The organism is Psychrobacter sp. H27, assembly GCF_059072655.1.
Genome location: NZ_JCACRX010000002.1, coordinates 24,735 through 39,434 on the forward strand (window position 1 = coordinate 24,735; position 14,700 = coordinate 39,434).

Here is a 14,700-nt window from a genome sequence, read left to right on the forward strand (position 1 = left end):
ATCAGTATGACTGGGACATCTTAAAAAATACTGTCTGGGAAAAAGCTAGCGGTAGTATCAAAAGAGCTGCCGACTTCATATATGGCCTTGTAGCCTGCAAACAATACTGAGTTTATGACTAGCGTATTGCAAGCCATCACCTCAATGGTGCTTGATATTTTCGTTGATATTGCTAGAAAGAACTATAAAGATCGGCGTAACCGTCAGATGCAAGGTATTGCTCGTGTTAAGACAGAGGGTAAATACTCAGGACGTAGGAAAGATACCGGGAAGCGTAAGATTATCGCTAGTCTCCTAAAATTTGGGCATAGCTATTCTGAAATACAAATTACGGCTAAGTGCTCGCGTCAACTGATAGTTGTTGTAGCTAAAGAAACGGAATGATACTCAAATACTCAAATACTCAAATACTCAAATACTCAAATACTCAAATACTCAAATACTCAAATTCATTTTTCTCTTACCATCATTTCATAATGTGCAAGATGGTTAGTATGCTTGAAGATATCTTTAAATATGCGTTTGTATTCATCTATAGTTGAGCTTTGGTCATCAACGTACAAGTCGTCTGGTATACAGTGAGATCCATCATTAACCCAACATATAAGAGATCTACAAATCAATTGCTCGTGAGTACATGAGAAGCATGCCAAAATGTCATTATCCTCAATCCCTCCAAGGATCTTGAAATAATTTTCAATGATACGTCGCATAGAATTTTGAAGTGTTGTTTGAGACGTTGAATCTTCTCTTAACTCTTGCCATAAAAGCTCATAAGAGCTTTTTATAGGGTTTTTATTATAATAGTTTTTTATGCTCGTAACATTTCCAACTTTTCTAAGATTCCAGAAGTTAGCTCTACAGCTGGCTTTTAGTTTGTTACTTGTATAGGAAATTTCTTTATGAAAATATACATTATGAGTCAGGACTATTAGTTGTTTTATCTTGTGGTTGCTATCATTGTTTATATCGTAAATGATATCTTTTACTAAGCTACTAACAACAAATAGGATGTTACTATCTAAGCTTGATATAGGGTCATCAATAACGATCACTCGGTTTGAATTTATCGTACTTTCTGTCGATCCACCTTTGCAAAGATGATAAAAATAAAGAAAAGTTATAAAAGAAACTTCACCTTCACTCAACGTTTCATTAGCAATAGAACCATCATTTCTCTTTAATTGATAGTGTTTGTTACTATCTGGACTTTCCACTATAGAAAATCCCGTAAACCCGAAGTAACTCAAAGAGCTGTTTATATCATCAATTGTTTTTTTAGTATTCGTCTTTTTCTGAGATAGTTGTGCTATCTCTCTATTTATTTTCTTAATGTTAGCTTCCGTCGTCGCTAGACGCTCATTAATACTCCTAATAGCACTATTAGCATTTTTACTCTCCCTATTATATTTCTTTAGATTATCCTTATTTAGTTCAGCTATGTATCGCCAAGAATTTCTTACTAGTTCTGCTTTTGAAGCACCTAATCTTGAAACCAATGCATTTTGTTTATCAATCAGGCTATTTGCTTCATTAATAATTTTCTGTAGTTGCCCGATTTCAGTCATAGTGACATCTATGTCGATAACCCTGTTAGGTTTCTCTAACTTGCTAGCTATAAGGTTTATATTTAATTGGATTTTAGTTCTAAGTTGAGCCATAAACCGTTCAAACGAAACCGAATCGAAAGCATAGGAGGTTTTAACTTTGTGAGCGTCGGCTATCTGTTGGAATGAATTGAGCAACTTATCTGAGTAGCTGGTATATGCATTTTGCAAAGACTTTAATAGATTTTCTTTGATTGTGTAGTTGTTATCAAAATAACTGTGAATATCTTCTCTGAAATTATGGTCTATTGTGTCCTTTTGACAGAATGGACATGTTTCCACATTATCTTGGAGATAGGTCGATCCTTCACGTACCCAAGAGCTGATATTCAAACTTTCTATCAGTGCTGATATGTTAATGTCACCTTTTCCTACAATGATCTCTTTCCAAATATCATTGTTCTCTACCTGATCTAGCCCTGATGAAGGGCTTATAATCTTTGGCAAAGACGAAGGAGCCTTGCCATAAAGAGTCTCTGACTGTTCTTCTAATTCCTTCAAATCTAGGAGTGCTGCTGTGCCACCCAATTCGATCAAACTTTTCGCAAAAAAATCCTCTTTCTTCCCAAGATATCCCGATAGTGGGCTTTTTAAAGCATTTTTTCTCAACTCTCCGCTATCAAACCAGACAGCATCAACGACCTCTTTCTTTAAATCTAGTAAGTCTTTTTTCTTATCTGCTAAGCTTTTTCCTAGTCCGAAACTTACTTTTTCTAAACCTTCAACTTCATTTTGTTTTTTTAAGATCAATTTTTCGTTATCTATATCGTCCTCACCAATTGTAAACACCCCGTTCAAGCTGGCATTATTGAGTATATTTTTCTCTTTAAAATCCTTATTATAAACATGAATATCAAGGGGTCTATCTGACAACCATCTTATTGTACAGTTGGGAGAACGAGTTCTTAATAGATTAGAAAGAGTGGTTTTTCCACTTCCATTGGTTCCATATATAAAGTTAATCTTACCTAAATCATTACAACTAATGCCTGACTCATTGTAGGTAGCAATATTTTTTACTTGGAAACTTTCGATCATAACGCTATCCGTATAGAAAGGTCTTAGTGTATTTTGATAAATAAAAGTATACTAAATTCGTGTAAATATAACTAAACCACCCGATGCCTCTTAAAGTTCTCAGCCTGCTCAAATATCTCTTTGTAGACCTCTTTGGAATCTACAGGTGGATAGCCCCATTCATCGAGCAATACCATCAAATCAAACTGTAGCTCAGCTTTGATGTCATCACGCTTGTTCCAGTCAGTGTATTTAGCCTTCTCATCGATGAGCTTTTTCACTTCTTTAGACAGCTCAATCAGCTTGTCCTCTGGATAAGTGAAATCGTACTTATGCGCCAATGATAGCAGAATGTCATAAAACGCTTTTTCTTCAAAGTCGATACCCATCTCACCAAACGACGCCATCTCAACCCGTAGCTCGTTATATAGCTTGATGATCTCATCGGAGAAATCACCAATGACCTCAGCGCGCAGTATGTCTTGCTCGTCACGGTCATTATACTTCTCGACCAAAGCATTCATCTTCTTACTAAAATCAACGCCCTTCACCTTATTGGTCTTTTTAAGCTCACCAATGGCTTTTGCGAGCAGCTGTTGTAGTAGCTCTAGCTTGGTACTTGGCTGCTTGATTACTTCAAGCTTGGCTAAGTAGTCTTCATCGAAGATATCAATCTCACCGTCGGTATTATCGCCGAGCTTAAAGATCTCTTCTACGCCATCACTCATCAGCGCATCTTTCACTAGATCACGTACCTTTTGGTTCATCTGTTCAACGTCAGGTGCGCCGCCAGTGGTTATTTTAAAGATGATGGTACGAATGGCTAGGTAGTAATGAATCTTGTCTTTGTGAGTCTTGGTGAGTGCTTCACTACCTACGCAAATATCATAGGCAGACTTAAGACGTTTAGCTAAATCCATAAAGCGCTTTTCTAGCTTTTTAGATTGTAGCGCAAAGTCAGCTGCTGCATTTAAGCAATTGAGCTGCTCTAATGGCGTGCCGTTAAAGTAAAGGCTAGAGTCAAACTTATGATAGACGGTATCCAGTAGGTTTAAATGGTCTTTGACCACCACGACTGACTTTTGGATATCGTCTAGGTTTTGAACCTGACCACCAGTGTAATGCGAGAGCGCTAGATTCATCTGCTTTTTGATGCCGATGTAATCAACGACTAAGCCGCTTTCCTTGCCTTCAAATTTACGATTGACCCGTGATATGGTCTGAATCAAGCTATGCTTTTGTAGGGGTTTATCAATGTAGATGGTATCAAGAAAGGGTACATCAAAGCCTGTAAGCCACATATCAACAACGATGGCGATCTTAAAGTTAGATTTGCCGTTTTTAAACTGACGGTCGAGCTCTTTACGATAGTCTTTATTACCGAGATTGTCCCACATGCCTTTTGCGTCGTCTTTGTTACGAGTCATGATCATTTTGACGCGCTCCATGGGCATGACATTTTTCTTATCACTCTCTGATAAGGTTGAGCCTTCCTCACACGCTCTTACTTCATTCCATTCAGGACGCAGGTCAATGATGTCTTTATAGAGCTGATAAGCAGCTTCACGGCTGCTACAGACAAACATCGCCTTACCTTTTTGCGTCGTGCCCTCTTCTACTCGCGCCTCATAATGCTGAACAAAGTCTTCAGCAATGGCTCTGATGCGGTCAGGATCACCAAGAATGGTGGACATACTCGCCATGGCTTTCTTGCTTTTCTCTATCTGGTACTCATTGGTGCCAGCGTCCGCACTTTCTTTATAGTATTTTTCGACTTCATCAAGCTGCTTGCTATCGAGTAGCACTTTGGCCGCACGGCCTTCATAGACGATACGTACCGTGATTTCATCGAATACCGACTCAACCATGGTATAGCTATCAATGACTGGGCCGAAGACATCAAGGGTGGCATCAATCGGCGTACCTGTGAAGCCAACGTAAGTGGCATTGGGCAATGAATCATGCAGGTACTTAGCGAAGCCGTAGCTCTTCTTGACACCGTCTTCAGTGACGGTAATCTTCTGCTGAAGATTAATCTGGCTACGGTGTGCTTCATCTGAGATACAAATGACGTTGGTACGCTCAGTCAGCAACGCTAAATCTTCAGTGAACTTATGGACGGTGGTCAAAAACACACCGCCACTTCTGCGACCTTTTAACTGTTCGCGTAGATGCGCTCGACTTTCCACACTGATGATATTCTCATCACCGATATAGGTCTTAGCATTGGTAAAGGTTTCAGACAGCTGACCGTCTAAATCAGTGCGATCAGTGATTAAAATAATGGTTGGACTGCCAAGCTCAACGTCGCGCATCAGCAGACGCGCTAGAAACAGCATGGTATAGCTCTTACCACAGCCAGTGGCGCCAAAGTACGTACCGCCCTTTCCATCTCGTAAAGCATCGCTCTCGTCAAACTTGCCGTTTGCATCAAGCACTTTCATATGACGTTTAATATTATCAAACAGTTTGGTGGCTGCATAATATTGCGGGTAACGACAAACGATTTTTTCTTCCTTGCTGGATTTGTCAGGCACATAGATAAAATTGCGGATGACATCGAGCAAACGCGCTTTATCAAATAATCCGCTCATCATGCTCAGTAAGGAATGGATGCCGTCTTTCTCTAATTTCTCATCGCCAGTGACTTTGCGCCAAGAGTAGTAGAACTCATACGGGGCAAAGAACGAGCCCATCTTTGAGTTGACCCCATCACTGATGACACATAGGGCATTGTATTTAAACAGCCCTGGAATATCGCGCTTATAACGGGTGGTTAGCTGGGTGTAGGCATCAAACATGGTGGCATCTTCACGAATGCTGCTCTTAAACTCAAACACTACCAGTGGTAAGCCGTTGATATAAAGAATGCCATCAGGAATACGCAGCTCAAAGCCTTGTATCTCCATTTGATTGACGATACGAAAGCGATTGTTATCGAGTGCTTCATAATCGATGAGCTGGATGTATAGGTCTTTTTGGGTATAGTCCTCACGCTTCAAGAAAAACCCGTCAGCGACAAACTTCATGATGGCTTTGTTGGTATCGTACAGATCAGATGCAGGAAGGTACTCAAGCTTATGAATGATGGACTCAATCTCATATTCTGTGATCAAGTCATCTTTATAACGGGTGGCTAGAAACTGTCGAAGATCAGGCTTAATCAGCACATCGTCAGGATTACGGTCGAGTGCTTCGCCAACCGTATGTGGATAGCCCTCAGATGCTAGTAGCTCGACAATGGCTTGTTCAAGTCTGTCTTCGGTGAATTTCAATGATGCATCCTTTCTTATCGTTTTCTATTATTTAGTTCAAAACCTGCTATGCAAGTCTAATATTAAGCCAAAGCTAAATTATTCATAAGCCTTTTTCACCGGATTGAACTTCACAATCTTGCTGTAATTGACACTATTGATACGGTCGTAATCCTCAGTAGGCTTTTCACCTTCATAGGTCAACATAATAGGATAGTACGTAGCGTTTTCAGGTAGCACTTTAAAAGCAACTTTATAATCATAATGTAAAGGTGAACCTTCCTCATAATGACCGCTATTTTCTGCACCAGCGTCACCTAATGTATATAAATTGATAAAGTTACTTTCAGGCAAATGCAGTACGTCCCACCAGCTACTTATCGTACCGAAAGACATATAGTTATTCATAAACACACTACCTATTAGGTTTTTTCCCAATGGCTGTAAGCCTTCTTGAATACTTGTTTGATTGAGACTCACTCTTCCCCAACCGCTAGAAAACTCTACATTTTCTGGCGTTTTGCTGACCATTTGAAATAGTCCATTATCTAGTTTTTTAAAGCTATACAGATCAGCTGTTGCCTGACATGCATGACAAGATACAAGCGAGCCATCTTTAACCTGAACTTTTTCGATGATAACCAAATAACGTGGCTCACCTGTTACATTCTCATAAGGTAGTACCGGATGCATTAAAGCGATCGTTCTCTCTCCATCGCTGTTAACGCTGTCTAAACCAATATTTGGCATCGACTCAACATACTCATCATTGACAGAAGCATAGCCCATACGACCACTATAAAACTCACGCATGACCTCTTTAAAGCTTAAGTCTTTGATTTTAACCTGAGACATTTGAGTAGCAGAGAAAGCAGGAGCGGCAGCCATTGCAGGAGTTACTGATAAAGCACCTAAACTAAGTGCCAAACTAAGTAAAAGCTTCTTCATCTTAAACTCCATTAATGATTATATTTTTGAGATAAACGTTTATTGTCAAAAACTATATAGCTTCATCCACAAACGCAGCAGCATCTGGGATGCGTAATTCACCTGACATTAACTTAGGTAAAAGAGTGTCGCGAGTTTCCGCTAACTTCCTATTCAATTGGTCATTAAGAAAGGTCTTCTCAAAAAAGCTAACTGCCTTTACGTCAAAGATGTCATGTACGCTTTTACTTGGAACCAGAATATTTGTCGCTTTTATCTCAGCAGTGGACAAATTCACTTGAACACCACTATTTGCCCTACTTCTTAATTCACTTATAGTAGTATCAAGGTTTGAATAAATATAAATATATGGATAATTCAAAGTAGCGTCTTCTTTAACACTCAACCTTCCAACTCGCTGATTAACCAAAAACTTATCATCTTCTGGCATTAAAGCAGTATGTCCCAAAAGAGCCATACTTGACTTCATATCGGTCATAGCCATAAGTAAATCTCCCTTTTTTAGAAGATATCTCTCTAAGTCCTTAGCAGATTCAATAGGAAAATACGACTTAGTACCATCGTAATTAAAACCGCCACCCCGCTTAATATGCCCCATCTTAAATACATAAAAAGCATCTTCAGGGGCTGCCGTTAACTCCTTACTTTTAAAAGCATAACCATTTGAAAAATCACTTTCCTGTCCTAACGTGCTTATCTTCCACCCCTTCGGAATCCATCCCATCTCTTCCGTAAACTCAAACTCATCAGGGAATAATGCCTGAATATCTGAATTGTCTTTTTTCTCAATGCCTTTACGTTGCTCAGCACGTTCGATAAATTCATCAGGAATGGCATTACCAGCTGCGAGCGCATTATCAATCACGGGATCAAAGTCAACAAACCAGCTTTTAAACAACGCCTGCGCCATCGCTTCTAGCGTTTCGTTCATTTGGCGGTTTAGCTCGATTTTGTCGTCTAATGAGCCAAGGATATGGGCAATGGATTTTTGTTCTGGAAGTGGTGGTAGCTTAATCTTTAAGTCATTAAGAACTGGCACAGTCAAACTTGGCACAGCAGAACCTACATTAAGAGATACAAAATCCGTTAGTCTTAATTGATAAAAAAGGAACTTTGGAAACACGTTTTCAAGATTTATCTTTGTCCAAAATAAAGTATCAACTGTCCAAAATGGTTGGTCTACATAGTAAATATTATTTAATGAGCCTTTTCTTGGTATTAAAATTGACTCTTTCTCGTATATGGAGTTTTCCACATAGCGCATTAGTCCACCAGAACCAAAACAAGGAATGTCACCGTCGTTAAGTTTTTTATGGTCTTTGCCATACTTAATTTCCAATACATCCCCTAGTTTTGCAACTATCCAATCACTCGCCATAACCCAACACCTCCAAGTTCTGACGGATGGTCGCGTCTAGCTTTTGCGACTCTTGCATCTGCGCATATAACGTTTGGCTTAGCTCTAACATTTTAGTCTCAAACGGTATGCCATCATCCTCAATCGCTGCTGCACCTACATAACGCCCCGGAGTCAGTACATAATCATTAGCTTCGATATCCGCTAGGCTTGCTGATTTACAGTAGCCTGCCTCATCTGCATAGGCTTCATAACCACCTGCTTCTTTCTCACCGCGCCATGCATGATACGTCTTGGCAATCGCTTCGATATCATCAGTAGAGAACTCTTTATGAGTACGGTCAATCATCGCCCCGATATTACGCGCATCGATGAATAGCGTCTCACCGCTACGATTGCGAAGTCCACGTGCTTTGCTATCAGCGGATTTAGCAGGTTTGTCTTTACTGATAAACCATAAGCACACCGGAATTTGAGTGGTATAAAACAGCTGACCCGGCAGCGCAATCATACAATCGACCAGATCGTTTTTGATGATTTGCTCGCGTATATCACCTTCACCGCTAGTAGTGGTAGACATCGAACCATTGGCCAATACGAAACCTGCTGTACCGTGCTCAGAGAGCTTGGATATCATATGCAATATCCATGCATAGTTGGCATTGCCCGTAGGTGGTGTTGGATAGCCTGCCCAACGTGGATCATCAACCAGCTCATCAGGCGCGCGCCAATCCTTTTGGTTAAAAGGTGGGTTTGCCATAATGAAGTCGGCTTTTAGGTCTTCGTGCTGATCTTTAAAGAAGGTATCGGCAGCCACATCGCCCAAGTTGCTAGAGATACCACGAATGGCAAGGTTCATCTTGGCGAGCTTGTAGGTCGTGCTGGTGTACTCTTGCCCATAGATAGACACGTCTTTGGTATTGCCGTGGTGACTCTCGATGAACTTGATGGACTGGACGAACATACCGCCTGAACCGCAGCACGGATCATAGATTTTGCCTTGATACGGCTCAACCATTTCTGCAATCAGATTGACCACCGATTTAGGCGTATAGAACTCACCGCCACCCTTGCCTTCAGTCGCGGCAAACTTACCTAAAAAATACTCATACACGCGCCCTACGGTGTCTTCTTCTGGATTGCCGATGGTATCGATGTTATTGACCACATCAATCAAGGCAGCAAGCTTACTGGCTGTTAAGCCAAGACGCGAGAAGTAGTTGTCAGGCAATGCACCTTTGAGGGATTGATTGGTCTTTTCAATGGTACTGAGCGCCGTATCGATTTTAAGCGCGATGTCTTCTTGCTTAGCATTCTGCTGGATAAAACTCCAACGACTCTCCTCCGGTAAATAGAATACGTTGTCTTTGGTATAGGCTTGCACCATGTCGATATGCTTTTCATAGCCCGTATCAATAAGCTTTTGGCGCTGCTGCTCAAAAGTATCACTGATGAATTTTAAGAAAATCAGGCTAAGGACGATATGCTTATATTCTGAGGATTCAACACTACCTCGTAGCTTGTTGGCAGCATCCCAAAGGGCTTCTTCAAAGCGACCGTCTTTTATAGTGTCGTTCTTATTTGCAGGTGTTTTAGCCATGTTTTTTTGTTCTCTATGTTCTGAGGGGCAGTATTAGTTAAAGTTTGAATTCAGTTAGCCAGTTGTTTTAATAGGTATTTATAAAGCTAACCTGTAGAAATATCGGACTAAAACAAATCTAACCTGTAAGAAGTACAATCTTTCTACAGGTTAGGCAGTAAAAGATAGTTTCTAAATAGCGCATAGATAGCGCAACTACGTATAGATTAACAGTAACAAATCAAGGGTAACAATACTCGTTATTAGTCTGTCACTATGAAAAATTCTGGCTGAATGGGAGTTGTCAAAAATCAGCCCTAAAATCCGATAATATGTATAGTTTTTTGAGTTTTTTATACATATCCTTTTTATAGGCATAAAAAATCGGATTTTTTATGCCTATCGCTCAACCAACTTTTCTTCAATCATTTCAGTTAATAGCTCAGTCACTGTCTTTCGGTTATCAAGCGCAAACTTTTTGAATGCAATATACTTATCTTTGTCAATGTTAAAGTTTACTCGTGCCGTTTTTTGAGGACTATCGGTCACGTCTGACAAAGATAACTCATCTTTTACCTTCTTGCTGGGACGACCTGCTGCTAAGCTCATCATTTACTCCTTATCAAAGAATGTTTTAATTTCATTAACCAATGCTGTCATTTCTTGTACCGCATTACTATTCACTGACTCAGTATCAAACACGGTCTTGCCTAATGCTGCGCTATTTGGATAACTTACACGTTGCATAATTCTACTATCTAACACAGGTAGACCGTACTCTAGTAAAACTGAAGCCACATCCTTACCAATATTAGTATTCTGAATTGCCCTAGACACTACAAAGGCTGCTTTTAGTTTACCGTCAGTCATCTCTATACGCTGCTTTACTAAGTCTACTAAATCGCTAGTCGCCCAGACATCGTATGGGCTAGGCTGTACAGGAATTAATACAAAATCAGCCGCCTTAATTGCAGATAAAGCCAAACTAGTTGCTTGTGGTGAACCATCAATCACCACATACTCTTTATCAGAGACGTTTTTTAGATCTTTATCAAGCGTAGGTCTATCGAGACCTATCACTGGTACTGGATTATCTTCATCTACAGCTCGCCAATCCCGTGCACTGCCCTGCTGATCACTATCTACTAGCAATACACTATGTCCTTGCAGCTGCAAGCCACGAGCTAATTGAGTGGCAATAGTTGTCTTGCCACTGCCTCCTTTTTGATTCAACACAGCAATGACTTTCATAGAGCAATCCTAAGTTTGAGTATTTGAGTATTTGAGTATTTGAGTATTTGAGTATTTGAGTATTTGAGTATTTGAGTATTTGAGTATTTGAGTATTTGAGTATTTGAGTATTATTAAGACTTTACTCAATAGTTAGATGAATAGCAACATTTTTAAAAAATAACTATATCTTTGATATCGACTGAATTTCTATGTGAATAATATTCATAAAAATGCATAAATTTATCAAAGACTGAGATGCCCCAGTAAACTGACTGCTAACATATAAAGTGTAGCTATCAAGTATCAATATGAGCTACTAAAAGCAATACTTTAGCCGCTCATATTCGTTATAATCCGCTCACCAATCAAAAACCACTAATATGAATGAGGGAACCACTATAGTGAAGTGTCACTTATCGACCATCATGGGTGAAAGACGCCTTAAAATTGCCGATATCTCAAGAGATACTGGCATCAATCGTGGCACCATTACTCGCATGTATCATGAAGAAGCCACCCGCGTTGATCTAGATGTCATCGAGTCTTTATGTACTTATCTTAGAATCAATGTTGGTGATTTATACGAAATCATAAATGAGGACAGCAGTGAGTCACCAGCATAAATAACGTTGTCATGAGCTGTGATTGTCTTTAAACGAATAAAAAGACCTACAGAAGGTTATTTTCTCTTGCAATAGATTAAAATATAGGTATAATTTGACCTGTAGTAAGTCATTTTATTTATTATATGCATATAATGGTCTATAGGAGAATACCAATGAATAACAATCTATCTCGGCTCAATAGCTGCACATGGTTTAGTGAACAGACTAAAACGTTAGCCTCTCAGCTGTTATTAAGCTTACAAATACAGCAAGGCTTACAGCTGGCAACCCTACTTGGTGTTGACCCCATTCTTTATAATGATGAAGCGGTTTATGTCTGGGTGCAACGACAGCTAGATGACGGTCTTATCGTTGACGATCATGCGTTAAGCACCCTTGAAACTGCTTTTATAGAGTTGGTCACAGCTCACACTGACCAAGCAGCGTAATGGCTTTAGCTTATATTTACAGACTTCTTGTTTAACAAGAAACAATAATCCTTAAAGCCAGATAAAGTGTCATTATCTGGCTTCTTGATATAGACAAAGATAACGACAATCAAACAAGCTTTTTTCAGTCTTATATGTCTCAGAAGACGCACTTTTGGGCAATATGGCTTACTGTTACCATATGCCTTTACTCAGTCGGCTCTGCACGCGGCACCCCAGCTATTTTATAATAAACAAAGCCTCTCTCATCTCTCAAAACACTTTTGCTGTCTGCTCTAACGCACCAGCTGATTGCATCAGGCTGCGCTTCATTAACATCACAAGCCAAAATAATCTGCTGACTTTGAGCGTTATCAAATGCCTGCTTCCACCCCGTTTCAAGCTCATCGATGCCGCGCTGTAGCTCTGCTTGCTGGTATCTCATCTCTGCAATCTCATCAAAGCTTGGCACATACCAAAATACCAGGGCCACCAAACTTATTATCACAGCCATCGTACCCGCTGCGACAACGGCTGCAATCCTTTTAATACTCATAGTCTCAATGGACTTATGAATTTTGTCCAAGTCTTTACTAGCTCTACCCTCAACCTGCTCAATCCGCGTTTTGGTGGTGGTCTCAAAGGTCTCAATATCTTCAATAATCTGCTTATGACCAGCTTGGTACTGATTGGTGAATAGGGCTAGATTGTCAGCGCTTGCGCCAAGCTTGTCAGCCACCGCTTGCATGGTACTCACTTGTACCTCTATGCTGTCGTTTTTAGCAGTAACGACCGACTCTACAGCCGTATCAATCTGCTGTTTCATATCGGTGATGATGCCTGCTATTTTGTCATCATAACGACGCGGCATCTCATTGTCAGTAAAAGCAGTCACTGCCGCTTGTAGCTGCTTTAACACGAGTTCTTGATACTGACTCAATGCCTGCGAAGTCGTGCTTGCGCTACTACCTAATTCTTCAATGGCAGAAGACACCTCATTCACCTTGCTATCAATACCGCTAAGCGAACGCTCAAGCCGCCTCGCTACCGCATCATCGGCTCGCTTAATCAGCTCACGCAAGGCCCCAATGACCGGAGTCAATGAAGTCACTAGGTTAACAAGTTGATCGTGTATGTCTTGCTCAGTGCGGTCATTTTTATTCATAGTAAGTACTCATTATTGTAATCATCACAACTAAAATGGGCGTGGTGACGAGTAATGGCGCGCTTTTTCTTGAATAGCATTGTCTATATCCAGCACTTGTGCGGCCAAGATTTGCGCTAAATTTTGCGTGCCCACGCGGATGTCAGGAACCTGCTCAAAACGCTCATTAAGCGCGTTTATAGTATCAATTTTATGACGGTCGCTAGGAAGCGTGCCGAGCGCTTGTAATAGTGTCTGTACCGACGTATCTCTGTCTATCATCACCCGTTCTGCATCCGTGTCTCGCAAACGCTTTTGCAACGCGGTGACGTTATCAGTATGCTGAAGCGTTTTTAAAACGAGGGCCTCAGCAGCTAACTTTTCAGCCGCCTCTATCACAGTGGCAGTAGTATCAATCGCTTTAAAGTCGATCTTATCAATACGGTATTTAACCCGTACCAGCATATTATCAAACCTGCTCTGATACGCCTTGACTTCTGCCTGTCGGGTACGCGCAAGGGCAGTAGCATCTTGCTCTTTTTGTTGTTTTTCTTGCCGCCGCTTCTCTGCTTCCTCTCGCTCACGCCTGGCTTTGTTCTCAGTTTCGGCTTGCTCATGCGCTTTGTTGAGCTGGTATTGGAGCGCCATGGTACGAGTACGCCAGTCATCAAGCCGATCTGCGTTCAATTGAGTGGTCTTGGTACGGGTAATCTCATCGTATAAGTTATCATCTTGCACAATCACCGCTTCACTTTGATCAAGAAGGGCAATACGCTGCTCATAAAACGGCGATAGGCGCTGATAGGTTTTTTGACTAGTATTGATTTGCAGCTTTAATTGTTTGATGTCTTCATTATTGGCGGTTTTAAATGTCTTTACATCAGATACAAGCATCTTCAAACGTGCCTCAGCGGTATCATCTATCTCTACCGCTTTAAGAGCACGCAGCGCCTCACGCTCTTGCTCAAGCGCTTTAAAACGCTCAACATCAAGATCTGCCATTGTCGCGAACTTATGATAGGTGTCAAGGTTGCTCGTTACCTCGATCGTCTGCAAATCCTCAAACGCCTCCCGCCAGTGCCGCTGCAGCTCAGTTTTTTCAACATCAATCTCATCAAGCGCTTTAAAATCAGTAGCCAGCTTATTCAGCGTTGCGGCAAACGGTTTTAGGGTGGCCTTTAGCGCCTTATGATCATCAATAACTCGATTGTTAAGGGGAATAAGCTTTTTTAAAACCGTTTTATTGTTCAGCATCGTTTTATCAATCTGTGACAGCTGCTCTTCAAGACGGCTAACAGCGCGGCCTGTTTGTAGGGTGTCATCTTGTCTAAATTGATCAACCAACACTAAAGCCGTCTTTAGTGCCTCACTTTGCTCTTTCGTATGTATTTTCCGGGCAAGCTCAATCATTTTTTGGCGGGGCTCGCTAAAATCCTGTCCCACCTCCTCGGTGAACCGCTGGGTACTCTTAATGTTTTTATCAATGGTAATAATCTGTTTAGACTGGTGCGCTAACTCTTCATGCAGC

The 14,700-nt window shown here is 40.8% G+C and carries 11 protein-coding genes; 2 read left to right on the forward strand and 9 right to left on the reverse strand.

Translation table 11 applies throughout. From position 1 onward, the window contains the following. Window positions 1-449 precede the first annotated feature (449 nt). The 7 genes from AC5JPY_RS13055 to parA all read right to left on the reverse strand — a co-directional run bounded on the left by AC5JPY_RS13055 (window position 450) and on the right by parA (window position 11,013). A complete protein-coding gene (locus AC5JPY_RS13055) occupies window positions 450-2,645 on the reverse strand; it encodes an AAA family ATPase (protein ID WP_057758768.1) in 2,196 nt (731 codons plus the stop codon). Window positions 2,646-2,716: 71 nt separating this feature from the next. Then, a complete protein-coding gene (locus tag AC5JPY_RS13060) occupies window positions 2,717-5,899 on the reverse strand; it encodes a type I restriction endonuclease subunit R (RefSeq protein WP_493844500.1) in 3,183 nt (1,060 codons plus the stop codon). 78 nt (window positions 5,900-5,977) lie between these two features. Further along, window positions 5,978-6,826 (reverse strand): hypothetical protein, encoded by an 849-nt coding sequence (locus AC5JPY_RS13065; protein ID WP_493844501.1) that lies wholly within the window; start codon window positions 6,824-6,826, stop codon window positions 5,978-5,980. A gap of 52 nt (window positions 6,827-6,878) precedes the next feature. Continuing rightward, complete coding sequence (locus AC5JPY_RS13070) at window positions 6,879-8,204, reverse strand: restriction endonuclease subunit S (protein WP_493844502.1); 1,326 nt, start codon at window positions 8,202-8,204, stop codon at window positions 6,879-6,881. Beyond that, a complete protein-coding gene (locus tag AC5JPY_RS13075) occupies window positions 8,194-9,783 on the reverse strand; it encodes a class I SAM-dependent DNA methyltransferase (RefSeq protein WP_493844503.1) in 1,590 nt (529 codons plus the stop codon). Before AC5JPY_RS13075 ends, AC5JPY_RS13070 begins: the two co-directional genes overlap by 11 nt. A 378-nt stretch (window positions 9,784-10,161) precedes the next feature. Continuing rightward, window positions 10,162-10,371, reverse strand: a complete 210-nt coding sequence (locus tag AC5JPY_RS13080) for a hypothetical protein (RefSeq protein ID WP_057758776.1) — start codon at window positions 10,369-10,371, stop codon at window positions 10,162-10,164. Window positions 10,372-10,374: 3 nt separating this feature from the next. Then, complete coding sequence (gene parA / locus AC5JPY_RS13085; protein ID WP_057758778.1) at window positions 10,375-11,013, reverse strand: ParA family partition ATPase; 639 nt, start codon at window positions 11,011-11,013, stop codon at window positions 10,375-10,377. Window positions 11,014-11,375: 362 nt separating this feature from the next. Here parA and AC5JPY_RS13090 point away from each other — a divergent pair, with 362 nt between their 5' ends. Continuing rightward, window positions 11,376-11,618, forward strand: a complete 243-nt coding sequence (locus tag AC5JPY_RS13090; protein ID WP_493852745.1) for a helix-turn-helix domain-containing protein — start codon at window positions 11,376-11,378, stop codon at window positions 11,616-11,618. A gap of 155 nt (window positions 11,619-11,773) precedes the next feature. Continuing rightward, the gene (locus AC5JPY_RS13095) at window positions 11,774-12,049 is read left to right on the forward strand and encodes a hypothetical protein (RefSeq protein ID WP_057758781.1); all 276 of its coding nucleotides are present in this window, start codon (window positions 11,774-11,776) and stop codon (window positions 12,047-12,049) included. A 187-nt stretch (window positions 12,050-12,236) separates the two neighbouring features. Here the strand turns inward: AC5JPY_RS13095 and AC5JPY_RS13100 are convergent, their stop codons facing one another. Beyond that, window positions 12,237-13,193 (reverse strand): hypothetical protein, encoded by a 957-nt coding sequence (locus tag AC5JPY_RS13100; protein WP_201569629.1) that lies wholly within the window; start codon window positions 13,191-13,193, stop codon window positions 12,237-12,239. A 30-nt stretch (window positions 13,194-13,223) separates the two neighbouring features. Further along, the coding region (locus AC5JPY_RS13105; RefSeq protein ID WP_493852746.1) for a hypothetical protein at window positions 13,224-14,700 on the reverse strand (1,477 nt) is incomplete at its 5' end.